The following is a 26,529-nucleotide window of genomic DNA, read 5'->3' on the forward strand; positions in this document are numbered from 1 at the left end:
AACAAAAAAAATAAGGTTTTCCAGTGTGTTGTGCCGGGGCTTATGCTGGGGGCAGCCCTGCTGTCCTCACCGGTATCTGCGCAGACTGTGGAACAGGGCGGCCAGTCAGGCAGCACGGCAAATTCTGTTCTGTTTGAAAAACACACATGGACGGAAATTCAATCCGGTGTTGCGGCGGGCGTGACGACGATCATCATCCCCGTGGGGGGCACGGAGCAGAGTGGCCCCTACATTGCCGTTGGCAAGCATAATGAACGCGCTGCTTATCTTGCGGAAAAAATTGCGGAAAAAACCGGAAAAACATTGGTTGCTCCTGTTGTGGCCTACGTGCCGGAAGGCGGCACTTCACCGCGCTCTTCCCATATGCGTTTCCCCGGAACAATTACGGTTCCACCTGATGTTTTTGAAAAACTCTTGATCTCCGCCGGGGAGAGTTTTCAGGTGCAGGGCTTCCGGCTGATTGTTTTTGTGGGGGATCACGGTGGTTACCAGAAATATCTGGGAAAAGCGGCCGCCACGCTTAATCAGAAATGGCATGGGAATGGGGCACAGGCCCTGTATGTCAGTGGATTTTATACCGTGATCGCACACCAGTACGCTGACTGGCTGAAGCAGCAGGGGTATGGCAAGGATGTGGGCCAGCATGCAGATATCAGTGACACCTCCCTGATGCTGGCGGTTGACCCTTCCATGGTGCGGCAGGATGCGTTGCATCACGCTGGTGCCCCGTCCGCACAGCAGGGAATTTATGGGGGAGACCCGCGCAGGGCCTCCGCGGTTCTCGGGCAGGCTGGTCTTGGGATGCAGATCTCTGCTGCCGTGCAGGCTATTCAGGCGGCACGAGGGTTCTGAATACAAGGCCAGAAAGGTCTTTAAAGAGTCTTTAAGAATAAATCTCAATAAAGAACGTTTTTGCACCAGAGGGGCGAAAATAGACGCCTAATCGCCCATATGCTAAAGCCTCGTTGCGTGACGATGACAGCACAAGAAAGGGATGGGCTGTAATATTATGGTAGTAAAAAGACATCTGGCAGCCGCTACGGCTGTGTTTGTCGCTTTGGGCGCAGGGGCCGGTCTGGCCGTTGCGCAGGAAGCCAGTCAGTCCCCTGTGCAGACAACCGCGCCGTCTGCTGCTCCGCAGTCCGCCCCGGGGCAGACCCCGGTTGTGCAGGGTGCTCCCGTCCAGACGGCCGGAGCCACTGCCGCAGCGCCTTCTGCTGTGCAGACCATCCCGGGCATGCCGCCGGTTATCAACCCGGCCAACCTGTATAGTGAGACCACACCGGAGCATATCAATCCGGAAGTGGCACAGGACCCGGCCCGCGTATATGTGCCGAACCTGCGCTCCAATGATGTGTCCGTGATCGACCCGGCAACATCCAAAGTGGTGGACCGCTTCCCCGTTGGGAAAAGCCCGCAGCATGTTGTGCCGTCCTGGGATCTGCGGACCTTGTGGGTGACGAACAATGCGGAAGGCACCACAAATGGCAGCCTGACCCCTATTGATGCGCGCACCGCCAAACCCGGCCCGGCCGTTGCGGTGGACGACCCCTACAACATGTATTTCACACCCGATGGCAAATCCGCCATTGTGGTGGCCGAGGCGCGTAAACGGCTGGACTTCCGTGACCCGCATACCATGGCGCTCCAGCAGTCTGTGGAAACGCCGGACTGTAAAGGCGTGAACCACGCCGATTTCTCTATTGATGGGCGTTACGCGATCTTCACCTGTGAATTTGGCGGCCATCTGGTGAAGGTCGATACCGTTAATAAAACGGTCCTTGGTTATCTGAAGCTTTCCAGTGGCGGCATGCCGCAGGATATTCTGATTTCCCCCAATGGTAAGACGTTCTACGTGGCCGATATGATGGCCGATGGCGTTTTCATGGTGGACGGCGACAGCTTTAAGGAAATTGGCTTTATCCCGACCGGGGTTGGCACACACGGCCTGTATCCCAGCCGTGATGGCACGAAGATGTATGTTGCGAACCGTGGGTCTCATAAAATTCACGGTAAACCGCACAGCAAGGCTGGCGGTGTGACGGTCATTGACTTTGCAACCAACAAGATTGTCGCTAACTGGCCGATCCCTGAAGGGGGCAGCCCGGACATGGGCAATGTAAGCGCCGATGGTAAAACCCTCTGGCTCTCTGGCCGTTTTGACGATGTTGTTTACCAGATCAACACGGAAGACGGCTCTATGAAGAAAATTCCGGTCGGAGCGGAGCCGCACGGTCTGACCGTCTGGCCACAGCCGGGCCGGTATTCCATCGGGCACACCGGTATTCTGCGCTAAGCCTGAGAGAGATGATCCAGAACAGAAAAACCCCTTCCTTAATAGCTAAGGAAGGGGTTTTTTATTGTCGTAAGGTCGAAGGTCGTGAGTATCAGGCGTTCAGATAAATCGTCTTGGTCTGCACATAGGCTTCAAGACCGTATTTGCCATCTTCCCCGCCAAGGCCGCTATCTTTGTAACCATGATGGAAGCCCTGCGGCGCTTCGCCACCTTCACGATTCACGTAAATTTCCCCAAAATTAAGATCAAAGCTGATACGCATGATGGTTTTCAGGTCCTGCGTAAAGACGTAGGCGGACAGGCCATAGCGGCAATCATTGGCCTGACGCAGTGCATCTTCAAAATCCGTGACCTTTGTCAGCAGCATAACCGGGCCGAACACTTCATTTTGTATAATGTCCATCCCTTCCTTGACATTGGTCAGTAAAGTCGGGGCGTAGAAAAAGCCTTTATCATAAATCCCGCCTTTCAGGCGCTGGCCGCCGGTTTCCAGCTTCGCACCCTGAGAGACAGCTTTTTCAACCATGGCATGAACTTTTTCCAGTTCCTGCTCACTGACTTTTGGCCCCATATCAGTCTCTGCATCAAGCGGGTTGCCAACTTTCAGGGTCGCAATTTTCTTACTGACTAAATCAGCAAATTTTTCATAAACTGCGGCATGGACGTAAGTGCGTTCATTACTGGTGCAGACCTGCCCGCCATTGGTAAAGCGCGCCACAACGGCGGCTGTGGCGGCTTTCTCCAGATCGGCATCCTCCATAACAATAAAGGGTGCTTTTCCCCCCAGTTCCAGCCGAACTTCTTTTAGGGTTTCAGCCGCGGCAGCCATGATTTTCTTACCCGTGGCCGTGCTGCCTGTCATGGTGATCAGCCGGACATCCGGGTGCTCCACCAGCGGGGTGCCAACGCCTTTTCCATCCCCCGGCACGACGTTCAGTACGCCAGCAGGGAAAATACCAGCCTCTCCGGCAAGGCGTGTGGCTTCCAGCGCCGCCAGCGGTGCCAGTTCGTGCGGTTTGATCACAATGGTGTTGCCAGCGGCCAGTGCGGGTCCGACCTTGCGGGCAAACAGAGCCAGCGGGAAATTCCATGCGGAAATTCCACCGATGACGCCATGCGGAATTTTCTCAATCAGAATTTTTTCTCCCGGGCGGCTCCCCGGAATAATATCTCCTTCCAGTCTGCGGGTATTTTCAGCCGCAAAGCGGAGCAGTCCGGCCGCAAAGGCAACTTCTGTTTTTGCTTCTTTTAGCGGTTTACCCATTTCACTGGTAATGAGGCTGGCGAGGTGATCTGCATTTTTTTCAATCAGCTCTTTAAAAGCATACAGCGCATCCGCGCGTTCCTCGGCGGTTTTGCGGCTCCATGCCGGAAAGGCTCCAGCGGCAGCGGCCACAGCAGTTTTGACATCCTGCTCAGCCCCGTTTGCGACAACGCCAACGATGTCTCCCGTCGCAGGGTTGCGGATCTCCAGCATTTCGCCACCACTGGGTTTGGCCCATGCACCTTTGATAAACAGGTTATAGTGCGGAGGATTTTTTGAAGACGGCATTGAAAAATCACCTTGTAAAACAGAGGGGAGCATCAGACGGTCTACGTGCCCGTTTTGGGGTATTGCTGTTAAAAACGTCTGTGCTGCTGATGGTTCCCATCGTTTCACAGCTTTGCGTATGATGGAAAGTGATTATAAAAGAGTAAAATACTCACTAAAAGTGATGATACCATGTATGTTCCCAAGCTGTCTCACCTCAGATTTTTCTGTGCTATTGTTGAAGCAGGTTCCATTGCTGCGGCCGCGCGGCAAATGCATTGCGTTGCCTCAAACCTTACGATGCGGTTGAAGGAGCTTGAGGCTGATCTGGGGCAGGATCTGTTTGTACGGGACCGTAAAAAACTTCTGATTACGCCAGCAGGTCGCCTTTTTTATAAAGAAGCAAAAGATATTGTCTGCCGGGCCGAGCGCCTGCCAAAACTCTGGTCTGAGGGGCAGCCACGCGGTATTCTGACTGTGGGCGCGCTGGATGTGGCGTTTCTAAGCCTGCTCCCGCGCTGTGTGCCGCGTTTTATGCGTGCGTATCCGGGAATACAGCTTAATATTTTACAAAAACCAAGCTTTAGTCTTGAAGATATGCTGATAACAGAGGCTATTGATCTGGCGCTGACGGACGGACCGGTGGAAAATACCATGCTGGAGGGCACGTTTGCCTTTTCTGAAAAGCTGCATCTGGTTGTGCCCGGTCATGTAAAGAAAATTACACCGGATCTGATCGCGCAATCAGACTTCTATCTGTTTAATAAAGACTGTTTTTACAGGCGGTGCGCGGAGCAGTGGCTTGAGGATAAAGGTTACCAGCCGCGCTCTGTTCTGACGCTGGAATCTTATGATCTGATCCTTGCATGCCTCAGGGCGGGAGGAGGACTGTCCTGTATGCCGGAAAGTGTTATCCGGCAGTTTCGTGAAAGAGGTGAAACACTCAGGACCTTCAGGCTGGACGGCTCCGGCCCGACAGATGTTTATTTTGTGTGGCGCAAACACGCAAAAAACCAGAGTGTTGAAACATTTATTAAACTGGCACAGGAAACGCGGCAGTAATTCTCTCAGACATGGCGGACACGTCACCGAGAGGCGTCAGCATGAGAATGGTCTTTCGCGGGCTTTTTGCGGCGTTGCCAAAGTGCTGATGGCAGAGTGAGTGAAAGTGAGCATGAGGGGGATTTCAGGCCTCGACAGGCCTCTGTGAGAGTGCTTCAAAAGCGTAATGAAATCATGCGTGCGGCCTGTTGCCGGATGGCGTTCAGGGCGTACCGCATCCGTTGGAGATCTGGTGATGTCATTACGAAACCGCTTTCTGTCCAGCGTCGGGCTGACAGCCCCATGCCTTGCCGTGGTCGGCCTTGCTCTTGCAGGGGCCCCACAGGGGCTGGCTGCGGATCTGTCCGCCCAGCCGCAGCCCATGCCACTCCCGCTTCCTCCTGCTGTACCTGCCCCGCAGGATGTGCCGTTTGGCAGCACACTCTCTCTGTCCGTCGATGGCACAGACCTTGCCCGCCATATCCTGAGCATGAAGGAGACAATCCCTCTCCCTACCCGCTATGTGGAAAAAGGTGGGGATTTTGTGCTGCTCTACCCGATGTGGCTGCCGGGGAACCACTCCCCCAGCGGGACGATCAATCAGGTGGGCGACCTGACAGTAAAAGCCGATGGAAAAGTGATTCCGTGGCTGCGGGATACAGTGACTGTCAGCGCGTTCCATATTGATGTGCCGCAGGGTACAAAACAGCTTGAAGTGTCCTACCAGTTGCTGACACCTGTGTCCCCCAAAGTGGGGCGCGTGGTCATGACGGATACAATGGAGAATATCCAGTGGTCCGCAGTTTCCCTGTATCCGGCAGGCTATTTTACGCGGCAGATTATGGTGCATCCGAGCGTGGTCTTCCCGCAGGGGTGGTCCTACGGCACGGCTCTGCGGTCTGATGGCACAGGGAGCGGCAGCAAGGTCTCCTTCCAGCCTGTGTCCTTCAACACACTGGTTGATTCCCCTATTTTTGCAGGCAAGTATTTCCGGAAGTTTGACCTGACACAGGATGATAAGGTGTCTGTCACGCTGAACGTCATGGCGGACCATCCGGAAGATCTGGCCGCGACAGAGGCACAGATTCAGGCGCATAAAAACCTTGTAAAGCAGGCAAACCTGCTTTTTGGGTCACACCATTATGCGCATTATGATTTTCTGCTGGCTCTGACAACCAAGCTGGGAGGCATTGGGCTGGAACATCATCAGTCCAGTGAAAATAGCGGTCCGCGTGGGTACTTTACCCACTGGGATAAAACCTTCGGGATGCGGGATCTGCTGGCCCACGAATTTACCCATTCATGGGATGGAAAATATCGCCGTCCGGACGGGCTGTGGGCGCCGGACTTCAATACTCCGCAGCGCGGCACGGGCCTGTGGGTGTATGAAGGGCAGACGCAATACTGGGGCTATGTGCTGGCCGCGCGCGCAGGGCTGATGACGGTGCCGCAGGTCAAGGAGGCGCTGGCGGAAGTTGCGGCAACCTATGATAATCGTCAGGGTCGGCAGTGGCGTCCGCTGATTGATACAACAAATGACCCGATTATTGCCCAGCGTTCCCCACAATCCTGGAAAAGCTGGCAGCGGAGCGAGGATTACTATTCCGAAGGGCAGCTTGTCTGGCTGGATGCGGATACGCTGATCCGCAAACTGTCAGGCAATACAAAAAGCCTGAATGATTTTGCTAAAGCGTTTTTTGGCACTCATAATGGAAGCATTATTACCAGCACCTATAATTTTGAAGACGTCGTCAAAACGCTGAACGCTGTGCAGCCCTATGACTGGGCAAAATTCCTGCATGACCGGCTGTACAACACCAGCACCCATGCGCCCCTGGATGGGTTTACGCGCGGTGGGGCAACGGTTGTCTATACAGAAAAGCCCTCTGACTACATCAAATCTTATTCTGACCTGCGTCATGTTTCCGATTTCATGTTCTCTCTGGGGCTGACGGTAAGTAAGAAGGGTACGGTGAGTGACGTCTTGTGGGGCAGCCCGGCGTGGCAGGCCGGGATTACACGGGATCAGGACCTGCTGGCCGTCAATGGGGAGTCTTATGATCCTGAAGCCCTTCAGGATGTGATTACCAGTGCCAAAAACAAGGATGCAGCCCCGATAGAGCTGCTGTTGAAGGATGGTGACCGGTACCATACCGTGTCTGTCACATATCATGGTGGTCTGCGCTACCCGCATCTGGACGGGAACACGCAGCTTCTGGACGCGCTGCTCGCTCCCCTTGGGGCAAGCAATGCGGCCGGGTCTGCCGCCGGAAAATAATCTGATGTGTTTTGGCCGGAAGGGGAATGGAAAGTAGTCCCTTCCGGCCAGCATCAAGGAGGAACTGTGCAAGAGGCTGATCAGACAGATTTTTATGAAAACGGCGCGGTAGAAAAACTGTCCCCTGAAAAACATCTCTCGCCGGAGCAGCAGGATCTGAAAAACGCCATCAAGGCATTTTGTGTGGCCCACCTGCATGATGCGCACGCGGTTTTTATTATTGAAGGTGACGCTGGAACTGGAAAAAGTATTGTCATAAATTCAATTTTTAATGAAATACAGTCTCTGTCACGCGGGGATGATAAAAATAGTCCATTCTGGAAGACGGACAATATGCTCGTTGTTAATCATCCGGAAATGATGAAGCTCTACAAAAATATTTCTGAGTTTTATCCTGCTCTGAAAAAGAAAGACTTTGAGCGCCCGACAACATTCATCAACAGAATGCACAAGTCAGGTAAAAAAGCAGATATTATTTTTGTGGATGAAGCGCATCTTCTTCTGACAAAAAGCGACAAATACAACAGATTTCAACAAAATAATCATCTTGAAGAACTGATTAAGCTCGCCAGAATTACGGTTCTGGTCTTTGATGAAAAGCAGGTTCTGAAATTCAAAAGTTGCTGGAGCAAGGCGCTTCTGGAACGTCTGGTGCAGGGGCTGCCATGCCAGATTTATCACCTGAAAACGCAGTTCCGCGTGCAGGCGGAACAGGATGTGCTCGACTGGATTGACGGGTTTTGCCGGAAGAAAATCCTTCCCATGCCCCATAAACAGACATTCAACTTCAGGTTTTTTGACGATGCACAGGATCTGTACGAGGCGATCAGGCAGGAAAATGCCCGCCACGGTCTCTCCCGCATGGTGGCGACATATGACTATCCGTACACGCTGAATGGGGAAGATCACTTTATCCATGAGGGCCGCTTTACCCTCCGCTGGGACCGTTCCCTGCCGGATGAAAAACTGCCATGGGCGGAGCGACCGGATACGATTGATGAAGTTGGCTCCGTGTACACTGTGCAGGGGTTTGACCTGAATTATGTGGGGCTGATTTTAGGTCCGTCCGTGCTGTATGATCAGGCAACAGATGGCATCCGTATTGAGACCAGCCGGTATGAGGATGGTGCGGCGTTTGCCGGACGGGACGGGATTCAGGACCCCGATGGCACAAAAGAGCGCATCATGCTGAATGCGATCAATGTGCTGATGACGCGGGCTGTGCATGGTCTGTTTATTTATGCGAGTGACCCGGCCCTGAGGGCGCGGCTCATGCGGATGCAAAAAAGCCGGGATGCTGCGCCGGATTGAGGTGTGAAGAGCGGAACACAGGTGGCGCATGGCTGCTCCGCAGGCCTACCTGCCTATAAAAACCCCTGTTTTTCCCGGCTGAGCGGGTTTTTTCTTGCAATACAGGACTTGTCCTGTCCGCATTGTGATGCCAACTGATGAGCCAGAGAGACCCGTAGCAGACGATCAGGATCAGGTTGCCATGTTTATTGAAACTGAAGACACCCCCAACCCCGCCACCCTGAAGTTCCTTCCCGGCCGTGCCGTGATGGGTGACGCAGGGACGATTGACTTTATTGATGCCGATGCCGTTTCTGGCCGGTCTCCGCTGGCGGATGCGCTGTTTGCGTTGCCCGGCGTCTCGCGCGTGTTTCTGGGCAATGACTTTGTGTCCGTCACCAAGTCTGATTACGAAGACTGGTCAGACCTGCGCCCGCTGGTGCTGACAGCTCTGATGGACCATTTTGTGTCAGGGGCTCCGGTTGTGGCCGAAGGTGCGGGCATTACGGAAGACCCGATTGCGCCAGAAGATCAGGAGATTGTCACCCAGATCAAGGAACTGCTGGACACCCGCGTTCGCCCGGCCGTGGCCGGAGATGGCGGGGACATTGTGTTCCGTGGCTACAAGGACGGCATTGTGCGCCTGACCATGCAGGGGGCCTGTTCGGGCTGCCCGTCCTCCCGCGCTACGCTGAAGCATGGTGTGGAAAACATGCTGCGGCATTATGTGCCGGAAGTTGTGTCCGTGGAGCAGGTTGAAGGCTAAGGCCGCGCTCAGCATCTTTCCGTCTCCCGGTCTGTGACCTAAAAGGGGAGCAGATACAGGAAAGCCCCGCACAGGCGGGGCAGCGGAGGCAGGACAGAAATGCTGGATGATAGCGGGCTGGATCTTCTTTTCCAAAAGGCGCGCACGCCGCGACGCTGGATGGCCCGCCCGGTGGAGCCTGCCCTGCTGCGCCGCCTGTATAGTCTGGTCAGCCTTGGGCCGACCTCCGGCAACTGTAGCCCGGCCCGGTTTGTGTTTATTACCGCATCGGAAGGCCGGGAGCGCCTGCGCCCGGCTTTGTCCGCCGGGAATGTAAACCGTGTGATGGGCGCGCCCGTCATTGCCATTGTGGCGTATGATCCCCTGTTTTTTGATGAACTGCCGCGCCTGGCACCCAATGAGGAGCTGCGTTCGTGGTTTGCGGCGGATGTCGGGTTGGCGGAAGAAACCGCTTTCCGGAACGGCACGCTGGAAGGGGCCTACATGATTACGGCCGCGCGCGCCCTTGGGCTGGATGCCCTGCCGATCTCCGGGTTTGACCAGAACATGGTGGAAGATGCTTTTCTGGCCGAGGACGGCTGGCGCGCGAACTTCCTGCTCTGTCTGGGCTATGGGGATATTGAGCAGTTGCCGCCCCGCGCTCCGCGTCTGGGGTTTGATGAAGCGTGTCGTCTGCTGTGAGTGTTATGGCTGAGCGTATTCTGGTGCTGGACGGCAGCCCGGCAGGGGATGCCGCCGCAGGAATGGCGGCCTGTGTCACTCCTGCGCCTGAAGGCGGTTATACGGTGCTCACCCAGACAGGTGCCGCCGGAAAACAGGCCGCGGAAGGCATTGGCCTACTGGCCGCCAGTGCTTTGCAGCAGGCAGGCTGGGGAGCCGGACATGCGGTGCAGCCTGATCTTGTGGCAGTGGTGACAGGCCCCGGTTCCTTCACCGGTTTGCGGGCGTCCTGCGCCATGGCGGCAGGGTATGCGCTTGGGGCGGGGTGTCCGCTGGTCGGGGTGACGCGGGGAGAAGCTTTGCGCCCGGAGCTTGATGCGCAGTGTGCCAGCTCTGGCAGTGTGAACGGGTGGCTGCTGGTTACGGCAGCCCGGCGCGGGCGTGTGTTTGTAGAGCGCGCGGAGGGTGTGCAGGCCGTCGCTCTTGCAGACTGGTCTCCCCTGCCGGGGCGCTGGGTGCTGGCGGGAGATGCGGCAGCGTCACTCCCGGTTGAAGATGCTGTTTTTTCTGCGCTCATACAGCCGACGGCGATCCAGATTGCAGCAGTAGCCGTTGCAAGACTGACAGGACAGCTTGCGCCACGGGATGCGCTGCCTTTGTATGTTGACCCACCAGAGGCCAAGCTTCCGGCCGCCGGTTTACGGTCCGCGCCGGTTTGACCCAGACAATCTTGCCGCCAGTGGAGATTGTTGAGGCGCAGGCCGCTCACGGTGCTGTGCTGGCAGCCCTCCATGCCCAAAGTTTTTCTGGCGATGATGTCTGGGATGAAGCCGCTTTAAAGCAGCTTCTCCCAATGCACGGTGTGGTGACGGGCCTTGCTCTTGCAGGGGAGCAGCCCGCAGGTTTCCTCATGATCCGCTGCGTGGCGGATGAGGCTGAAATTCTCACTCTCTGTGTAGCTCCGGCCTTCCGCAAACAAGGGATTGCGCGGCAGCTTCTGACATGGGGTGTGATGGAAGCGCAGGGGCGTGAGGCTGAACGGATGTTTCTTGAAGTCTCGGTCAGAAACGCAGCCGCACAGGCGCTGTATGCCGGAGCCGGGTTTGCGCAGGCCGGGACGCGACGCGCCTATTATCCGGATGGGTCAGATGCGAGGGTGCTGGTGCGAAACTGGGGCGTATGAGCGGTCAGGCCACACGATCTGGAAGCTGAGCCGGTGCCAGTTTTAAGATGCAAACTGGCTATAAAGACCAGCGCAGAGATTTGAGAAAAAACGTGTGATAAACAGAGTTGTTCTGAATATCACACGTAAAAATAAAGCCGTTCTAAAGGGCGCGGGCTCCAATATCCGTGCGCCATGCCGCACCGTCCCATGAGATAGCTTTAACACCTGCATAAGCACGCTCCCGCGCCTGCTGCACTGTGTCCCCCAGCGCACAGACGGACAGAACACGCCCACCGGCTACAACCAGTTCTCTGGCCGCGTTTTCTTTGGTGCCTGCCTGAAAGACGCGTACGCCGTCCAGCGCCTCGGCGTCAGCAATGCCGGAAATAACAGCACCGGTTTCGGGTTTTGCCGGGTAACCCCGTGCCGCCATGACGATGCTGATGGCGGCCTGATCCGAGAAGGTGACCGGAGTTGTGTCCAGCCTGTCTTCCGCAAGGGCGGCCAGTGCGGGCAGCAGGTCAGAGGTCAGGCGGAGCAGAAGAGCCTGCGCCTCCGGGTCCCCAAAGCGGACATTATATTCAATCAGTTGTGGGCCGGTTTCAGTCAGCATCAGGCCCGCAAAAATCACGCCCCGGAACGGCGTTCCCCGGCGAACCATTTCTTTCAGCATGGGGCGAACCACCAGATCCAGTGCTGCTTCCTGCGCTGCGCGGTCAAACCCGCGTGGCGGAGAGACTGCGCCCATGCCGCCAGTGTTGGGGCCGGTATCACCATCGCCAATGCGTTTATGGTCCTGCGCCGCGCCAATCAGCATGGCTGTCTCGCCCGCGCAGAAGGCGAAGAGGGAGACTTCCTCCCCCACAAGACAGTCTTCAATCACCACGCTCCGGCCAGCGTCCCCCATGCTGCCTTCGGTCATCATCTCCCGCACGGCGTCCTGCGCTTCGGCTACGGTCTGCGCCACAACCACGCCTTTACCTGCCGCCAGACCGTCGGCTTTCACCACAATCGGCGCTCCGCGTTCGGCAATATAAGTGATGGCCGCGTCCGCACTGGTAAAGCGTTCCCCCCGCGCGGTGGGCACGCCTGCGGCGTAGCAGATTTCCTTACTGAAGCTCTTGCTGCCTTCCAGACGCGCCGCAGCCTGCGTGGGGCCTGCGCAGGCCAGACCGGCGGCCTCACACGCATCGGCCAGACCAGCCACTAGCGGGGCTTCGGGGCCGGGTACAATCAGGTCAACCTGCTGTCCTTTGGCAAAAGTGATCAGAGCGGGCACATCGCTTGCGCCAATGGCAACATTGGTGCCCAGCTCTGCCGTGCCGGGGTTGCCCGGAGCAATGAACAAGGCCGTCAGCCTGGGGGATCGTGCAAGTGTTGCGGCCAGTGCGTGTTCACGTCCGCCGGATCCAACCAGTAGTACCCGCATATTTTTCTCTCTCACTCTGTCAGCTCTGCTCTTTCAGGGCGAGCGTCTGTAGCATAGGTTGGGCAAATGATCGAAGATCTTGCAACAGGGGCACCTTCTGGCGGGAATGTGCCGGAATATAGTGTCTCGGAAATTTCCGGGGCGATCAGGCGCACGCTTGAGGGCAACTTTGGCCGGGTGCGGGTGCGTGGGGAAATTACCGAATTCAAACGCTACCCCTCCGGGCACCTCTATTTTTCTCTGAAAGATGAGCGCGGCAAGATTTCCGGCGTGGTCTGGCGTGGCTCGGTCTCCCGCCTTGGGCTGGTGCCGGAAAACGGGCTGGAAATTATCGCTACCGGCAAGATTTCCGCTTATGGCGAACGCTCCAGTTACCAGCTTGTGGTGGAGCGGATGGAGTATGCGGGGGAAGGCGCTCTGCTGGCCCGCATTGAACGCCTGCGGCTGAAGCTGGCGGAAGAGGGGCTGTTTGACGCAGACCGTAAACGCCCCCTGCCCCTGCTGCCGCGTGTGATTGGTGTGGTGACGTCCGCGCAGGGCGCGGTGCTTCATGATATCTGCACAACCCTCAGCCGCCGCTTTCCGCGCCCGGTGCTGGTGTGGCCGGTGGCGGTGCAGGGAGAAGGGGCCGCCGCGCAGATTACAGCCGCCATTAACGGCTTTTCCGCGCTGGAAGGCAACGGGGGTGTGCCGCGCCCGGATGTGCTGATTGTGGCGCGGGGGGGCGGGTCCCTGGAAGACCTGATGGCTTTTAATGAGGAAGCCGTGGTGCGGGCTGCTGCTGTCTGTAGCATTCCGCTGATTTCCGCCGTCGGGCATGAGACCGATACCACGCTGATTGATTTTGCATCTGACCGCCGTGCCCCCACCCCGACCGCTGCGGCGGAGCTTGCTGTGCCGGTACGCACGGAAATGCTGGCGGAACTGGAACACCGGGGCGCACGGGCGCTCGGGGCGCTCTCACGCATGATGCAGACGGCCCGGCTGCGGCTGGACCGGGCTGCGGCCGCCTTGCCTGATCTGCCCGGTCTGCTGGGCACGGCGCGGATGATGCTGGATGACCGTGGCCGCAGGCTGGACGTTGCACTACCCGGCTTTGTGCAGGGGCGGCGAGCCGCGCTGGTCGCGGTGGAGCGGCATATGCCTGCGGTGGAAACCCTGCTGTCGGCGCGCAACACCCGGCTGGCTCTGCTGGGGAGCGGATTGCGGACAGGGTTGCAGCACGCGTTGCAGCGGCAGGAGGCCCGGCTGGGGCGGTCGCGGATTTCCCCGGCTCCGCTGGCGGCACTGGTGCGGGAACGCCGCGCGGCGCTGGCGGGTGTGGGCGGACAACTGGAAGCGGTTTCTCCACAGGCGGTGCTGGCGCGGGGATATGCGCTGGTCACGGCGCAGGGCCAGCCGGTCACATCAGCCCGCAAGCTGAAGGCTGGGGAAGATGTTGTGCTGACCTTTGGGGATGGCCAGCGTGATGCCGTTATCAGCCGGAAAAAACCTGCCAGAGCCGAGCAGACCACGCTGGAACTGTAAGGCGGGAGGGAAGCCCGGTTGAGCTTGAATTCAGATCCTGTCTATTGTGTCAGCCTGTGCACACGGCACAGAGAAAAACGGGGGCTGTGAGGCCCGGCCTGTCTTGAGGGGACTGTTCACATGTCTACGCGTTTTCTTCGCCCGCTGGGGTGCTGCCTTGCTCTGGGGCTGCTGGCCGGATGTGCCGCCCAGCCTGCGGCGCAGCAGAAAGTCCCGCTCCAGACTTTTCCGGCCAACATGGCAATCCAGCAGGGCACCCCTGCGAATGAAAGCCAGTTGACGAATGATCCGTCAGCCCCGGCCAACACCCCCCTCTGTGGGACGGCCGCGCGGGAAAGTCAGGCCATGGCGGTGCAGAACTACCCTCAGCCACTCGCCAGCGGGAACAGCTGTGTGCAGAATGCCTGCTTTAATACCCAGACCGGCACCTATATCGCTGCGGACGGTTCCGCGCGCGTCTGCCGGTAACCCCTGCTCTGCTTCGGCCCTGCCCGGAACGGGGCAAGGCTGACCGGAGGGGATGTGGCCTTTTCTGCCAGCCTTTTTGCTGGTAGGGAAAGCCTTGCCGCGAGAGTGACGGAATCGGTAGACGTAGTCGGCTCAAAATCGACCGCCGCAAGGCATAGGGGTTCGAGTCCCCTCTCTCGCACCATAACTTGTCTCACTTCCATGAAACCGGACCGGGTGATGACCTCCACACATTCCTCCAATTCCTCCCGTCCGGCTTGCCGCCCTGCCAATCCGTGCTTTTCCTCCGGCCCCTGCGCCAAGCGTCCGGGCTGGACTGTGGCGGCGCTGTCTAACGCGCTGACAGGCCGGTCTCACCGCTCTGCGGAAGGGCGGGCCAGACTGGCGGAGGTGATTGACCGTTCTGCGGCCATGCTCGGCGTTCCGGAAGGCTGGCGCGTAGGCATTGTCCCGGCGTCGGACACCGGCGCGGTGGAAATGGCATTGTGGTCCCTGCTGGGTGAGCGCCCGGTGGATGTGCTGGCGTTTGAAAGTTTCTCCTCCCTGTGGGCGCAGGATATTGTCTCCCAGCTCAGGCTGGAGAAGGCGCGCGTTCTGAAGGCAGAGTATGGCCAGTTGCCGGATCTGACACAGGTGGACTGGACGCATGATGTCGTTCTGGCGTGGAATGGCACAACGTCCGGTGTGCGCCTTCCTTCCGCTGAGGCCATTCCGGCGCAGCATGACGGGCTGGTGATCTGTGACGCCACATCAGCCGCTTTTGCGATGGATCTGCCGTGGGACCGTCTGGATGTGGTCACATGGTCCTGGCAGAAAGCGCTGGGCGGTGAGGCCGCGCACGGGATGCTGGCTCTTTCTCCGCGTGCCGTGGCGCGTCTGGAAAGTTTTGAAGCACCGCGCCCGCTGCCTAAGATTTTCCGTCTGACGGGAAAAGGCAAGCTGATTGAAGGCATCTTTCGGGGTGACACCATCAACACCCCGTCCATGCTGTGTGTGGAAGATGCGCTGGACAGCCTGAAATGGGCGGAGTCCGTGGGTGGTCTGTCCGGGCTGAAGGCCCGTAGTCAGGCCAATCTGGCAGAAGTGACCGCGTGGGAAGCCCGGACCGACTGGGTGGAGTTTCTGGCCCGGAATGACGCCGAGCGGTCATCCACCGCCATCTGCCTGCGGATTGTGGCGCCGTGGTTTTTAGCACTGGAGCGGTCCGAGCAGATGAAGGCTGTCAAACAGATGGTCGCTCTGCTGGATGAAGAAGGCGTGGCATTTGATATTGCCAGCTACCGGGATGCCCCGCCGGGCCTGCGTATCTGGGGTGGGGCCACGGTCGAGGCGTCTGACGTGCGGGCGCTGCTGCCCTGGCTGGACTGGGCCTTTGCTCAGATTACCCCGGTTACCTGCCCGGCCTGAGGCGGGTTTCTGAGAAAACAGGGTGGACGAACCGCCAGATCCAACGCATCGTCTGGGCATCAGCTTGCAAAGCAATGACCAGACAGAAGTGCAGGATCATGGTGGGATATCAGACCAGCTTAAAACAGAACGTCACCGGACATAAAAAGAGCCTGTGGGCCGGTGTTGCCGTGTCCGGACTGTTGCTGATGGCAACGCTTCCGGCAGCGCAGGCCGCGGCACCCACGGCTGAGGCTGCTCCGGCGCATGACCCGCTGAGCGTGCAGACCGGGAGCGATATTCCGGCCAGTGTGCATCTGCCAACGGACCAGCAGCGGGATTATATCAAACGGGAAGTGATGGTCCCCATGCGGGACGGCGTGAAGCTGTATACCGTTATTGTTGTTCCTAAAAATGCCCGCAATGCCCCCATCCTTTTAACACGGACGCCCTATAATGCGGGCCACCGTGCAGACCGCGTGCCCAATGCGCTGACCATGCGGGAAGTGCTGCCGCAGGGGGATGATGTTTTTGTTGATGGTGGCTATATCCGCGTTTTTCAGGATATTCGCGGTAAATATGGCTCTCAGGGCGATTATGTGATGACGCGCCCGCCACATGGCCCCCTCAATCCCACCAAAACGGATGAAACGACGGATGCGTGGGATACGGTGGACTGGCTGGTGCATAATGTGCCGGAGTCCAACGGGCGCGTCGGCATGACTGGTTCTTCTTATGAAGGCTTTACTGTGGTCATGGCGCTGCTGGACCCGCATCCGGCGCTGAAGGTGGCCGCACCGGAAAGCCCGATGGTGGATGGCTGGATGGGCGATGACTGGTTCCATTACGGCGCCTTCCGTCAGGGCTCGTTTGACTATTTTACCAGCCAGATGACGGTGCGGCGCTCAGGCGACAGCATCCCGCGCAGAGATGCTGATGATTACACGAATTTTCTGAAAGCCGGATCAGCCGGAAGCTTTGCGACGCAGGCTGGGCTGGACCAGTATCCGTTCTGGCAGCGGATGCACGCTCACCCGGCCTATGATGCGTTCTGGCAGGGGCAGGCGCTGGATAAACTGCTGGCGCAGCGCAAACCCACCGTCCCGATGCTGTGGGAACAGGGCCTGTGGGATCAGGAAGATATGTGGGGCGCAATCCATTCCTGGCAGGCGCTGAAGGATGCGGATATCAAAGCGCCGAATACGCTGGTCATGGGGCCCTGGCGGCACAGCGGGGTGAACTATAACGGCTCTACCCTTGGCCCGCTGGAGTTTGAGGGTGATACAGCGCACCAGTATCGGCGCGATGTGTTCCGGCCGTTTTTTGATGAATATCTGAAGCCCGGCAGCCCTGCCGTGCATCTGCCAGATGCCATCATTTACAATACGGGGGATCAGAAATGGGATTATTACCGTTCCTGGCCCGCAGTTTGTGAAAATGACTGCACGGGTGGCCTGACGCCTCTGTATCTGGCGGAGGGGCATGGTCTGAGCTTTACGCGCCCGGCAGCGGATGGGGCAGATAGCTATGTGTCTGACCCGGCCCACCCGGTTCCGTTTATCGCGCGGCCCTTTGCGTTTGCACAGGGGGACCGTTGGAAACCCTGGCTGGTGCAGGATCAGCGGGAAGCAGAATCCCGCCCGGATGTGCTGACCTATGAAACCGAGGTGCTGGACGAGCCTGTACGCGTAAGCGGTGTGCCGGTGGCAGACCTGTTTGCCGCCACGACCGGCACGGATTCAGACTGGGTGGTGAAGGTGATTGACGTTCAGCCAGCCATGACACCGGATGACCCGAAAATGGGCGGGTATGAGCTGCCAGTCTCCATGGATATTTTCCGGGGCCGTTACCGGAAGGATTTTGCCAAGCCGGAAGCGCTCGAGCCAAACGCCACGCTGCATTATCACTTTACATTGCCTGCCGTGAACCACGTGTTTGCAAAGGGGCATCGGATTATGGTGCAGATTCAGTCCTCCTGGTTCCCGCTTTATGACCGTAACCCGCAGAAATTCGTGCCGAATATTTTTGATGCTAAACCTGCGGATTACACGGTTGCAACCCAGAGCATCCATCACGGAGGGAAGGACGCAACTTCTATCCTGCTCCCTGTTGTAAAGCAGTAAGGCCACACGAATTTAAAAAGAGTTTTCAGGCAGGGCCATTTTTTAAAACGGTCCTGCCTGATTTTTTTTGAAAGAATGCCGGTATGGTTCAGACCAAATTCCATATGGCGCACCTGACCGCATCTGAAATGCGGGAAGCCGTTGCGCGTGTCCCAGTTATTCTGCTGCCTCTGGGGAGCTTTGAAGATCAGGGGCCGCATATGCCAATGGGGGATTACCTTCTGGCGGATGTGATGGCCGAAAAAATTGCCAGAAAATCTGCCCAGGCCGGGCATGAAGTCTATGTTGCCCCGGTGCTGCCTTTTGGCGGTGCGGATTATTTTGGATATATGCCCGGCGGTATTGCTCTTTCTCAAACCACTCTTCAGGCCGTTCTGCGGGATATGCTGGAAAGCCTGCTCCGGCATGGGCTGACGCGCCTGATTATTCTGAACGGGCATGGTGGCAACTGCACCATGATCCATGATGTGACACGGAGCCTCTGGCTGCGTGATCAGGTTATCATCCCCAGCTTCTACCTGTGGCGTGTTGCCGCCGGGTTTTTACCTCAGATTATGGGCGCGGAACGCGCGGCGCAGTCAGGCGGCCATGGCGCAAATCCTCTGACAAGTATCGGGATGCATCTTCTGCCTAATCTGGTCAGGGAAGATCGGATTCCAGAACACAAGCCCGATAAAACTGCGTGGGGTCTCAAGGTTTCAGATTTTGGAACGCTTGACCTCGATGGTGCTCTTATTTCTGTGCCGCTTGAGGGGGACTGTACAGCGTCTGAGGGTGTCGGGCGAGGAAATCCGCAGCTTTGTTCTGCTGAAACAGGCGTATGCCTGACGGAAAAGCTGGTTGAAACGGGTGTGCGTCTGGTGGAGCACGTGGTCAGACAGGATCAAAAAAATACGATTTAAAAAGAAGCGTAGAGTTCAGGACATTACGCTAAACTTTAGAATCCATCAAACACGTTCCGGAAAACATAAAAAAGGCGGCAGAACATAGTCTGCCGCCTTTTTTGGTCTCAGCCTGTTATAGGGTTAGGCCGGAGCATCAATCGGCACGACGTTGATCAGCTTTTTATTGATAAATTCTTCAATTCCCAGCATCGCCAGCTCCCGTCCGTAGCCGGAGCGTTTTACGCCGCCAAAAGGCAGGTCAGGTTTGGTCCATGTCGGATGATTGATATAGACCATGCCAGTGTAAATCTGTTTTGCGACCTCAACACCCCGTTTGGTGTTTTGCGTAAAGACAGATCCACCCAGACCATAAGGGGTATCATTCGCCAGAGCGATGGCTTCCTGTTCATCCTTAACAGTAAAGAACAGCGCAACAGGACCGAAAAACTCCTGATAAAAAGCAGGGTTCTCGCGGGTCAGGTCTGTCAGGATTGTGGTCTGAACAAACGCCCCCTGATTGGGAGGTGTCGGTCCTACGCGATGCGCCTTGGCCCCGTTTTTAACAGCCTCTTCAACCTGCTTATTAATCTGGTCCGCAGCGGACTGCGAGGACATGGGCGGGACCCCCGTAGCATCATCTGATGGGTCTCCGGGAATAAGTTTCCCCAGCTCTTCACTAAACCGTTTGAAAAACTGGTCTGCAATACTGTCCTGCACAATAATGCGTTTGGAGGCCACACAGCACTGGCCGCCATTATTCATGCGGCCCCACACCGCCCATTTGACGGATTTTTCAAGATCAGCATCATCAAGAACAATAAAGGCGTCGCTGCCGCCCAGTTCCATGGTGGTCTTTTTCAGGTTCTTGCCTGCCTGTGCGGCAACGGCGGCCCCGGCCCCTTCACTCCCCGTCAGCGCAATACCCTGAATGCGCGGATCATCAATCAGCTTTTCCAGTTGCTCGCGTGTAGCAAACAGGTTTGTGTAAAGTCCTGCCGGAGCACCGGCCTCATGGAACAGTTTTTCAAACGCTGCGGCACATTGGGGAACAATGGAGGCGTGTTTTACCACCACCACATTTCCGGCCATCAGGTGCGGGCCTGCTACACGGGCGAGCTGGTAGTAAGGGAAATTCCACGGCTCAATAGCCAGCAGCACTCCAAGCGGCTGGCTGACGATAACGGCGTCATCCCCCCGCTCGCTGCCACCGGGGACTTTCTGCGGGGCCAGAAACTGCTCGGCATTTTCCGCGTAATAATCCAAAATATCGGCAGAGAGGGCGACTTCCCCCAGAGCTTCCCGCTTCAGCTTGCCCATTTCAAGGGTGAGCAGCTTTGCGTAGTCTTCACTCTTGTCACGCAGCAGTCTGGCGGCTTTGTGCAGGATGCCGGCGCGGTCGGCAAAAGACGTTCCGCGCCAGCTTTTGTAGGTTTTCTCTGCCTGTGACAGCAGAGACTCCAGTTCGGCATCTTTCAGGTCAGGAAAAGTGGCGATCGTCTCGTTGGTGTACGGATTAACGGTTTTGTAAGCCATATTCTTGAGCCTTTCCGAAAGCCCCGGAAAAGTCAGGCCCGGAAGTCGATAACAATCCGGCCATCCACCTTCCCTTCCTCGAGGCGTTCAAAAATAGAGTTTATGTTCTCCAGCCGGTCTGTCTGCGTAACCGATTTCACTTTCCCGTCTGCAAAGAAGGACAGGGCCTCAATCATATCAAGGCGTGTCCCGACAATGGATCCGCGGATGGTGGTGCCGTTCATCACCATATCGAAGATCGAGATCGGAAAGTCACCGGGTGGCAGACCATTGAGAACGAGTGTTCCCCCGGCCCGGACATACCCCATGGCCTGAGAAAAAGCTTTGGTAGACACAGCAGTAATCAGACCGCCATGCACACCGCCCACTTCTTTCTGCATGAAAGCCGCCGGGTCTGTCTCTCTGGCGTTAACGGTCAGCGCTGCGCCAAGTTTCCGGGCGATGGCAAGTTTTTCATCGTCAATATCCACCGCGACAACATTCAGCCCCATCGCGACGCCATATTGCACTGCCATCTGGCCAAGGCCGCCTACACCGGAAATGGCAACCCAGTTTCCGGCCTTGGTATCGGTCATTTTCAGGCCTTTATAGACCGTAAGCCCCGCGCACAGCACCGGGGCGACCTGCACAGGGTCGACGCCTTTGGGGAGGAGAGCCACGTAATTCGGGTCCGCCACCACATATTCCGCAAAGCATCCGTTGACGGAATAGCCGGTATCTTCCTGTTTGCCGCAGAGCGTTTCCCACCCGCCAAGGCAGTGTTCACAATGCCCGCAGGCGGAATAGAGCCAAGGCACACCAACAACATCCCCCTCCCGCACATGGGAGACAGCACTGCCGGCCTTGACGATGGTGCCAACGCCTTCATGGCCGGGGATAAATGGAAGGCTCGGTTTTTTGGGCCAGTCTCCGGCGGCGGCGTGCAGATCTGTATGGCAGACGCCGCAGGCAATCATTTTTACCAGAATCTGGTCCGGACGGATCTCGGGGATATCCAGTTCTTCAAGTATGAGAGGTTTGCCAAATTCGCGGACGACCGCAGCTTTCATTTTTCCTAACATTGTCCCGGTCCTTTTTGGTTTTTCGTTGCTGGAAATGGTTTCCAGAGAGCCGTGTCTTTTCTTTTTGCGCGGCGTGTCCCTGTTATCAGGAAATCCCGCTCATCACCAGATTGTGAGCGGTGAAAACCAGCCTCCCGCTCCCGCCCGGTTTTCCGCGCGCGCCGCAATTCCATTTTTGCCCCGTTTGGTCTAGATTCCCCGCCCGGTCAGGCTTTGGCAGGAATGAGTAAGGGAAGAGTTATGGGGTATCGGGTTGCAGTTGTAGGCGCCACCGGAGCAGTAGGGCGTGAAATTTTAAAGACACTCGCTGAGCGGGATTTCCCGATTGACGATATTGTCGCGCTGGCGTCTCCGCGCTCTGCCGGGCGTGAACTCTCATTCGGGGACCGGGTGCTGAAGGTCCAAAATCTTGAAACATTCGATTTCAAGGGCTGGGATGTCGGCCTGTTCTCCCCCGGTGGGTCTGTTTCCGCCAAATATGCTCCGATTGCGGCCAAAGCGGGCTGCGTGGTGATTGATAACACCTCCCATTTCCGCATGGACCCGGACGTGCCGCTGGTGGTGCCGGAAGTTAACCCGGATGCCCTCAAGCGCATGAAGCGCAATATTATTGCCAACCCCAACTGCTCGACCATTCAGATGGTTGTGGCCCTCAAGCCGCTGCATGATCTGTTTACGCTCAAGCGCGTTGTTGTCTCGACCTATCAGGCCGTCTCCGGCGCCGGGAAAGACGGGATGGATGAGCTGTTTGCCCAGACACGCGGCAGCTTTGTGAATGATCCGCCCAAGATTGAGCAGTTCCAGAAGCAGATTGCCTTTAACTGCATTCCGCAGATTGACCGCTTCATGGATGATGGTGCGACCAAGGAAGAATGGAAAATGGCCGTCGAGACGAGAAAAATTCTCGATCCTGACGTGTCCGTGATCGCAACCTGTGTCCGTGTGCCGGTGTTTATCGGTCATTCAGAAGCCGTTGTGGCGGAATTTGCAGAGCCGGTGGATCTGGCCCGTGCGCGTGAGGCCCTGCGAGAGGCGGACGGCGTGATTCTGCGCGATGAGCGCGAGGATGGCGGCTATGTGACTCCAATTGAGTGCGTAGGCGAAGATGCAAGCTACGTCTCACGTCTTCGTGTCGACCCGACTGTTCCCAATGGTCTCGCCTTCTGGTGCGTGTCCGATAATCTGCGGAAAGGTGCCGCTTTGAACGCGGTGCAGATTGCCGAGACGATGATTGCCCTCGACCTCCTCCCCAGACACGGCTGAGTGAGGTCGCCCCGCCTCGCGGCCTCGTGTTGGCTGGCTGAATTGACCGGTCCGCAGGTTGGGGCGTAGGACAAATTTCGATGCAGAAACGCCGGTCTGGGCCGGCGTAAGGGATAGACGGACAGGATACGAGGCTGACAATGCAGGATATCCGCAAGGCCCTTTACGTAGGGACCCGAAGTGACGGCAGACTCATTCAGCGGCCCATGTCGCCGCATCTGCAAATTTATCGCTATCGCCTGTCTATGGTTCTTTCAATTACAAACCGCCTGACGGGCGTTGCTGCTACCGGCGGCGCTGCTCTGGGTGTGTTCTGGCTGGCCGCTGCGGCCAAAGGACCAAAAGCATTCGCCACAGCCCGCAAAGTGACGGGCAACCCGGTCGGGCAGCTTGTGCTGGTCGGCTGGCTGGCGTCAGTCGTGTATCACACGGTTGGCGGCATCCGGCACCTGATCTGGGATAGTGGCAAACGCTATGACAAGGAAGAGCTTAACAAGGATGGCCCGGTTGCTGTTGGAGTGACCGCCGGTGTCAGCACTGTGCTGGCCGCAGGCCTTCTGGGCGTTGCCGCCCGCCGGGCGCGGGCGCTGGCCAAAGCAGGAAAGGCATCCTGATATGACTGATTCCGCTCCTCATATCGAGGTGATGCGCTCGCAGCTTGGCCGTGCGCGCGGGCTTGGGGCCGGTGGCTCCGGCACGGCGCACTGGTGGGCCGAGCGTGTGACGGCGGCGTCGCTTCTGCCGCTTTCAACATGGTTTATCGTCCAGATGTTCCGCCTTGGCGGCGCAGACCATAAGGACGTTGTGAAATGGGGCGGCAAGCCGGTGAACGCCACCATGCTGACCGCGCTGATCATTACCACCTTCTATCACGCGCAGCTCGGCCTGCAGGTGATTGTGGATGACTATGTGCATGGCAAGGCGCATCTGCCGACCCGTATTCTGGTCAAACTCGTTACCTCTCTGCTCGGGCTTCTGGGCGTGTTTGCGGTGATAAAACTTGTGGCTGCCGGTAACCGGCGGTCCTGACCAGAGCTGAACCCGGTGCCGCCTGTTTGCGCCACATGTCGCGGCGGCACGCAATCTGAAGACATGACAGGCCGAACGCACATGGGAGCGCCGTCACGATGAATGCCAATACCTCTCCGTCCCGGGGAGCTTACCGGATTGTCGATCACGCTTATGATGTCGTGGTTGTTGGAGCAGGCGGTTCCGGCCTGCGCGCCACGCTGGGCATGGGGGCCGCAGGCCTCAAAACTGCCTGCGTGACCAAGGTTTTCCCCACACGGAGCCACACGGTGGCCGCTCAGGGCGGCATCGGGGCGTCTTTGGGGAACATGGCCGAGGATAACTGGCGCTGGCACATGTATGACACCGTGAAGGGGTCTGACTGGCTGGGCGATCAGGACGCCATTGAATATATGTGCCGCGAGGCTGTGCCCGCCGTGCAGGAACTGGAACATTTTGGTGTGCCGTTCTCCCGCACGGAAGATGGCAAGATCTACCAGCGTCCGTTTGGTGGCCATATGAGCGACTACGGCAAGGCCCCTGTGCCGCGTGCCTGCGCCGCCGCTGACCGTACGGGCCATGCCATTCTGCATACGCTGTATCAGCAGTGCCTGAAACATAATGTTGAATTCTTTGTCGAATATTTCGCCATTGATCTGATTATGGATGAAGATGGCGCCTGTCGTGGTGTGATGGCCTGGTGTCAGGATGACGGCACGATCCATCGCTTCAACGCCAAAATGGTGGTGCTGGCAACGGGCGGCTATGGCCGCGCCTATCAGTCCTGCACTTCCGCCCATACCTGCACGGGTGATGGCAATGCCATGGCCATGCGGGCGGGTCTGCCGACGCAGGATATGGAATTTGTGCAGTTCCACCCGACAGGGATTTATCCCGCGGGCTGCCTGCTGACGGAAGGCTGCCGTGGTGAAGGCGGGTATCTGACCAACTCCGAAGGCGAACGCTTTATGGAGCGGTATGCGCCGACGGCAAAAGATCTTGCCTCGCGCGATGTGGTCTCCCGCGCCATGACGATCGAGATCAAGGAAGGCCGTGGCTGCGGGCCGAAGAAAGACCATATCATGATGCATCTTGAGCATCTTGGGTCAGACCTTCTGCACCAGCGTCTGCCGGGTATTCTTGAAACAGCGCGTATTTTTGCCGGTGTGGATGTCACCAAGGAACCTGTGCCGGTTCTGCCGACGGTGCATTACAATATGGGCGGGATTCCGACCAATATTCACGGTGAAGTTGTTCGTCCGACAGAGAAAGACCCGGATGCGGTTGTGCCCGGTCTGATGGCTGTGGGTGAGGCCGCGTGTGTATCCGTGCATGGTGCAAACCGTCTGGGCACCAACTCGCTGCTGGATCTGATTGTGTTTGGGCGTGCTGCGGCCAAACGCGCGGCGGAAATTGTCAAACCGACCGACTTTATCAAGCCGCTGCCGCCGGGTGCCGGGGATGCCGCGCTCGACCGTCTGGACAAGCTGCGTTACGCCAAGGGCGGCACGAAAGTTTCTGCTATGCGTGACCGTTTGCAGCGCGACATGCAGGCCCACGCAGCCGTTTTCCGCACTGAGGAAAGTCTGCAGGAAGGTGTTGATAAAATTCACCAGATCTGGGCTGACCTTGGGGATATTTCCGTCTCTGATTCCTCACTGATCTGGAACAGTGACCTGATGGAAGCGCTGGAATTTGAAAATCTTCTGGCCAATGCAACAGTCACGCTGGAAAGCGGGCTGGCCCGGCATGAAAGCCGTGGCGCGCATGCGCGGGATGATTTCCCCAAACGTGACGACAAGGAGTGGATGAAGCACTCCGTTTCCTGGCTGGATGAGAAAGGCGGCGTGAAGCTGACCTACCGTCCGGTGCATCTGAAGACCCTGACGGATGACGTGAAGGTCTTCCCACCCAAAGAGCGCGTTTACTGAGCCGACGGGTAGAACGGGCGAAAAAGGGAGGCGAACATGGTCGAACTCAGACTGCCGCGCAACAGCGAGATCGGGAAAGGCAAAACCTATCCCGCACCGGCTGGCGCTAAAAATGTCAGAACGTTCAGGGTTTATCGCTGGACGCCGGATGATGATAAAAATCCGGTTGTGGATTCCTATGAAGTGGATCTGGATACCATCGGGCCGATGGTGCTGGATGCCATTATCCACATCAAGAACGATGTGGACCCCACGCTGACATTCCGCAGATCCTGCCGCGAAGGGATTTGCGGCTCCTGCGCGATGAATATTGACGGTGAAAACACGCTGGCGTGCCTGAAGCCGATCAAGGACATCAAGGGTGATGTGCGCATCTATCCGTTGCCGCATATGCCGATTGTCAAGGATCTGGTGTCCAACCTTGATGGGGCTTATGCGCAGTTGCGTTCCATCAGCCCGTGGTTGCAGTCAGACAGCGCACCGCCGCCAGATGCCGAGCGCAAGCAGAGCATTGAAGAGCGCGCCAAGCTGGACGGTATGTGGGAATGCATTCTGTGCTTCTGCTGCACCACGTCCTGCCCCTCCTACTGGTGGAACGGGGACAAGTATCTTGGTCCGGCAGTGCTGCTGGCAGCGTATCGCTGGATTGCAGACAGCCGTGATGAACATACCGGAAACCGGCTGGATGATCTGGAAGATACGTTCAAGCTCTATGCCTGCCGGACTATTATGAACTGCACGCAGACCTGCCCCAAAGGGCTTAATCCTGCCAAGGCGATTGGCCGGATTAAAGAATTGCAGATTGAACGGAAAGCCTGAGAGACACGGTTTTCCGGGCAGGTCAGCCTCTCTGATCTGTAAGGTTTGAGTGAAAAATACGGAAACCCGG

23 protein-coding genes and 1 tRNA gene are annotated in these 26,529 nt (G+C 57.4%); 20 read left to right on the forward strand and 4 right to left on the reverse strand.

Going from position 1 to position 26,529, the window contains the following annotated elements:
- Positions 1 to 42: 42 nt before the first annotated feature.
- Together JK199_RS10120 and JK199_RS10125 are read left to right on the forward strand one after the other, a co-directional pair.
- Complete coding sequence (locus JK199_RS10120; RefSeq protein WP_212375745.1) at positions 43 to 852, forward strand: creatininase family protein; 810 nt, start codon at positions 43 to 45, stop codon at positions 850 to 852.
- A gap of 157 nt (positions 853 to 1,009) precedes the next feature.
- Entirely contained in the window at positions 1,010 to 2,296 is a 1,287-nt protein-coding gene (locus tag JK199_RS10125; protein ID WP_212375621.1) for a YncE family protein, read from the forward strand.
- Between the two features lie 91 nt (positions 2,297 to 2,387).
- Here the strand turns inward: JK199_RS10125 and aldA are convergent, their stop codons facing one another.
- Entirely contained in the window at positions 2,388 to 3,848 is a 1,461-nt protein-coding gene (aldA, locus tag JK199_RS10130; protein ID WP_212375623.1) for an aldehyde dehydrogenase, read from the reverse strand.
- A gap of 171 nt (positions 3,849 to 4,019) precedes the next feature.
- Here aldA and JK199_RS10135 point away from each other — a divergent pair, with 171 nt between their 5' ends.
- The 7 genes from JK199_RS10135 to rimI all read left to right on the forward strand — a co-directional run bounded on the left by JK199_RS10135 (position 4,020) and on the right by rimI (position 11,045).
- A complete protein-coding gene (locus tag JK199_RS10135) occupies positions 4,020 to 4,889 on the forward strand; it encodes a LysR family transcriptional regulator (protein WP_212375626.1) in 870 nt (289 codons plus the stop codon).
- 361 nt (positions 4,890 to 5,250) lie between these two features.
- Complete coding sequence (locus JK199_RS10140; RefSeq protein WP_244985070.1) at positions 5,251 to 7,146, forward strand: M61 family metallopeptidase; 1,896 nt, start codon at positions 5,251 to 5,253, stop codon at positions 7,144 to 7,146.
- Between the two features lie 66 nt (positions 7,147 to 7,212).
- A complete protein-coding gene (locus JK199_RS10145; RefSeq protein ID WP_212375629.1) occupies positions 7,213 to 8,457 on the forward strand; it encodes a DNA/RNA helicase domain-containing protein in 1,245 nt (414 codons plus the stop codon).
- A gap of 181 nt (positions 8,458 to 8,638) precedes the next feature.
- The gene (locus JK199_RS10150; RefSeq protein ID WP_077930770.1) at positions 8,639 to 9,202 is read left to right on the forward strand and encodes a NifU family protein; all 564 of its coding nucleotides are present in this window, start codon (positions 8,639 to 8,641) and stop codon (positions 9,200 to 9,202) included.
- Positions 9,203 to 9,301: 99 nt separating this feature from the next.
- Positions 9,302 to 9,883, forward strand: coding sequence for a malonic semialdehyde reductase (locus JK199_RS10155; RefSeq protein WP_025828031.1), 582 nt, complete (start codon positions 9,302 to 9,304; stop codon positions 9,881 to 9,883).
- Positions 9,868 to 10,581 carry a tRNA (adenosine(37)-N6)-threonylcarbamoyltransferase complex dimerization subunit type 1 TsaB gene (gene tsaB / locus JK199_RS10160; protein ID WP_342356312.1) on the forward strand — a complete coding sequence of 238 codons (714 nt, stop codon included), beginning with the start codon at positions 9,868 to 9,870 and terminating at the stop codon, positions 10,579 to 10,581. Before JK199_RS10155 ends, tsaB begins: the two co-directional genes overlap by 16 nt.
- The gene (gene rimI, locus JK199_RS10165) at positions 10,578 to 11,045 is read left to right on the forward strand and encodes a ribosomal protein S18-alanine N-acetyltransferase (RefSeq protein WP_244985063.1); all 468 of its coding nucleotides are present in this window, start codon (positions 10,578 to 10,580) and stop codon (positions 11,043 to 11,045) included. The genes tsaB and rimI overlap by 4 nt, the downstream gene beginning before the upstream one ends.
- A 142-nt stretch (positions 11,046 to 11,187) precedes the next feature.
- Here rimI and purD read toward each other — a convergent pair whose 3' ends face one another.
- Positions 11,188 to 12,471 carry a phosphoribosylamine--glycine ligase gene (purD, locus tag JK199_RS10170; RefSeq protein WP_342356313.1) on the reverse strand — a complete coding sequence of 428 codons (1,284 nt, stop codon included), beginning with the start codon at positions 12,469 to 12,471 and terminating at the stop codon, positions 11,188 to 11,190.
- A gap of 51 nt (positions 12,472 to 12,522) precedes the next feature.
- Between purD and xseA the strand changes: the two genes are divergently transcribed.
- From xseA to JK199_RS10200, 6 genes are all read left to right on the forward strand, one after another.
- Positions 12,523 to 13,983, forward strand: coding sequence for an exodeoxyribonuclease VII large subunit (gene xseA / locus JK199_RS10175; protein ID WP_212375632.1), 1,461 nt, complete (start codon positions 12,523 to 12,525; stop codon positions 13,981 to 13,983).
- Positions 13,984 to 14,103: 120 nt separating this feature from the next.
- Complete coding sequence (locus JK199_RS10180) at positions 14,104 to 14,451, forward strand: hypothetical protein (protein ID WP_077930773.1); 348 nt, start codon at positions 14,104 to 14,106, stop codon at positions 14,449 to 14,451.
- A 99-nt stretch (positions 14,452 to 14,550) separates the two neighbouring features.
- A tRNA-Leu gene (locus JK199_RS10185) sits at positions 14,551 to 14,635 on the forward strand.
- Between the two features lie 35 nt (positions 14,636 to 14,670).
- On the forward strand, positions 14,671 to 15,858 hold the full coding sequence (locus JK199_RS10190; RefSeq protein WP_212375635.1) for a phosphoserine transaminase: 1,188 nt from the start codon (positions 14,671 to 14,673) through the stop codon (positions 15,856 to 15,858).
- A 188-nt stretch (positions 15,859 to 16,046) separates the two neighbouring features.
- Positions 16,047 to 17,960 (forward strand): CocE/NonD family hydrolase, encoded by a 1,914-nt coding sequence (locus JK199_RS10195; RefSeq protein ID WP_212375760.1) that lies wholly within the window; start codon positions 16,047 to 16,049, stop codon positions 17,958 to 17,960.
- An 83-nt stretch (positions 17,961 to 18,043) separates the two neighbouring features.
- Entirely contained in the window at positions 18,044 to 18,862 is an 819-nt protein-coding gene (locus JK199_RS10200) for a creatininase family protein (RefSeq protein WP_212375638.1), read from the forward strand.
- A 123-nt stretch (positions 18,863 to 18,985) separates the two neighbouring features.
- Here JK199_RS10200 and JK199_RS10205 read toward each other — a convergent pair whose 3' ends face one another.
- Complete coding sequence (locus JK199_RS10205; RefSeq protein ID WP_212355160.1) at positions 18,986 to 20,377, reverse strand: NAD-dependent succinate-semialdehyde dehydrogenase; 1,392 nt, start codon at positions 20,375 to 20,377, stop codon at positions 18,986 to 18,988.
- A 32-nt stretch (positions 20,378 to 20,409) separates the two neighbouring features.
- Complete coding sequence (gene adhP, locus JK199_RS10210) at positions 20,410 to 21,438, reverse strand: alcohol dehydrogenase AdhP (RefSeq protein WP_212375641.1); 1,029 nt, start codon at positions 21,436 to 21,438, stop codon at positions 20,410 to 20,412.
- A gap of 240 nt (positions 21,439 to 21,678) precedes the next feature.
- Between adhP and JK199_RS10215 the strand changes: the two genes are divergently transcribed.
- From JK199_RS10215 to JK199_RS10235, 5 genes are all read left to right on the forward strand, one after another.
- The gene (locus tag JK199_RS10215) at positions 21,679 to 22,701 is read left to right on the forward strand and encodes an aspartate-semialdehyde dehydrogenase (RefSeq protein ID WP_077930777.1); all 1,023 of its coding nucleotides are present in this window, start codon (positions 21,679 to 21,681) and stop codon (positions 22,699 to 22,701) included.
- Between the two features lie 140 nt (positions 22,702 to 22,841).
- The gene (gene sdhC, locus JK199_RS10220) at positions 22,842 to 23,315 is read left to right on the forward strand and encodes a succinate dehydrogenase, cytochrome b556 subunit (protein ID WP_077930778.1); all 474 of its coding nucleotides are present in this window, start codon (positions 22,842 to 22,844) and stop codon (positions 23,313 to 23,315) included.
- A gap of 1 nt (position 23,316) precedes the next feature.
- Complete coding sequence (gene sdhD, locus JK199_RS10225) at positions 23,317 to 23,730, forward strand: succinate dehydrogenase, hydrophobic membrane anchor protein (RefSeq protein ID WP_025828319.1); 414 nt, start codon at positions 23,317 to 23,319, stop codon at positions 23,728 to 23,730.
- Between the two features lie 98 nt (positions 23,731 to 23,828).
- A complete protein-coding gene (gene sdhA / locus JK199_RS10230; RefSeq protein WP_077930779.1) occupies positions 23,829 to 25,640 on the forward strand; it encodes a succinate dehydrogenase flavoprotein subunit in 1,812 nt (603 codons plus the stop codon).
- A gap of 36 nt (positions 25,641 to 25,676) precedes the next feature.
- Positions 25,677 to 26,459 carry a succinate dehydrogenase iron-sulfur subunit gene (locus tag JK199_RS10235; protein WP_025828324.1) on the forward strand — a complete coding sequence of 261 codons (783 nt, stop codon included), beginning with the start codon at positions 25,677 to 25,679 and terminating at the stop codon, positions 26,457 to 26,459.
- The last annotated feature ends 70 nt before the right edge of the window (positions 26,460 to 26,529 follow it).

Origin of the sequence: Acetobacter persici, from assembly GCF_018256955.1 — a bacterium.
In the GTDB taxonomy this organism is placed as follows: domain Bacteria; phylum Pseudomonadota; class Alphaproteobacteria; order Acetobacterales; family Acetobacteraceae; genus Acetobacter; species Acetobacter persici.

Excerpts from the sequence above, each read along its gene's own strand:
- JK199_RS10120 (WP_212375745.1), top strand. The coding sequence starts at position 43 with ATGCTGGGGGCAGCCCTGCTGTCCTCACCGGTATCTGCGCAGACTGTG.
- JK199_RS10125 (WP_212375621.1), top strand. The coding sequence starts at position 1,010 with ATGGTAGTAAAAAGACATCTGGCAGCCGCTACGGCTGTGTTTGTCGCT.
- aldA (WP_212375623.1), bottom strand. The coding sequence starts at position 3,848 with ATGCCGTCTTCAAAAAATCCTCCGCACTATAACCTGTTTATCAAAGGT.
- JK199_RS10135 (WP_212375626.1), top strand. The coding sequence starts at position 4,020 with ATGTATGTTCCCAAGCTGTCTCACCTCAGATTTTTCTGTGCTATTGTT.
- JK199_RS10140 (WP_244985070.1), top strand. The coding sequence starts at position 5,251 with ATGCCACTCCCGCTTCCTCCTGCTGTACCTGCCCCGCAGGATGTGCCG.
- JK199_RS10150 (WP_077930770.1), top strand. The coding sequence starts at position 8,639 with ATGTTTATTGAAACTGAAGACACCCCCAACCCCGCCACCCTGAAGTTC.
- JK199_RS10155 (WP_025828031.1), top strand. The coding sequence starts at position 9,302 with ATGCTGGATGATAGCGGGCTGGATCTTCTTTTCCAAAAGGCGCGCACG.
- xseA (WP_212375632.1), top strand. The coding sequence starts at position 12,523 with ATGATCGAAGATCTTGCAACAGGGGCACCTTCTGGCGGGAATGTGCCG.
- JK199_RS10180 (WP_077930773.1), top strand. The coding sequence starts at position 14,104 with ATGTCTACGCGTTTTCTTCGCCCGCTGGGGTGCTGCCTTGCTCTGGGG.
- JK199_RS10190 (WP_212375635.1), top strand. The coding sequence starts at position 14,671 with ATGACCTCCACACATTCCTCCAATTCCTCCCGTCCGGCTTGCCGCCCT.
- JK199_RS10195 (WP_212375760.1), top strand. The coding sequence starts at position 16,047 with ATGGCAACGCTTCCGGCAGCGCAGGCCGCGGCACCCACGGCTGAGGCT.
- JK199_RS10200 (WP_212375638.1), top strand. The coding sequence starts at position 18,044 with ATGGTTCAGACCAAATTCCATATGGCGCACCTGACCGCATCTGAAATG.
- JK199_RS10205 (WP_212355160.1), bottom strand. The coding sequence starts at position 20,377 with ATGGCTTACAAAACCGTTAATCCGTACACCAACGAGACGATCGCCACT.
- adhP (WP_212375641.1), bottom strand. The coding sequence starts at position 21,438 with ATGTTAGGAAAAATGAAAGCTGCGGTCGTCCGCGAATTTGGCAAACCT.
- JK199_RS10215 (WP_077930777.1), top strand. The coding sequence starts at position 21,679 with ATGGGGTATCGGGTTGCAGTTGTAGGCGCCACCGGAGCAGTAGGGCGT.
- sdhC (WP_077930778.1), top strand. The coding sequence starts at position 22,842 with ATGCAGGATATCCGCAAGGCCCTTTACGTAGGGACCCGAAGTGACGGC.
- sdhD (WP_025828319.1), top strand. The coding sequence starts at position 23,317 with ATGACTGATTCCGCTCCTCATATCGAGGTGATGCGCTCGCAGCTTGGC.
- sdhA (WP_077930779.1), top strand. The coding sequence starts at position 23,829 with ATGAATGCCAATACCTCTCCGTCCCGGGGAGCTTACCGGATTGTCGAT.
- JK199_RS10235 (WP_025828324.1), top strand. The coding sequence starts at position 25,677 with ATGGTCGAACTCAGACTGCCGCGCAACAGCGAGATCGGGAAAGGCAAA.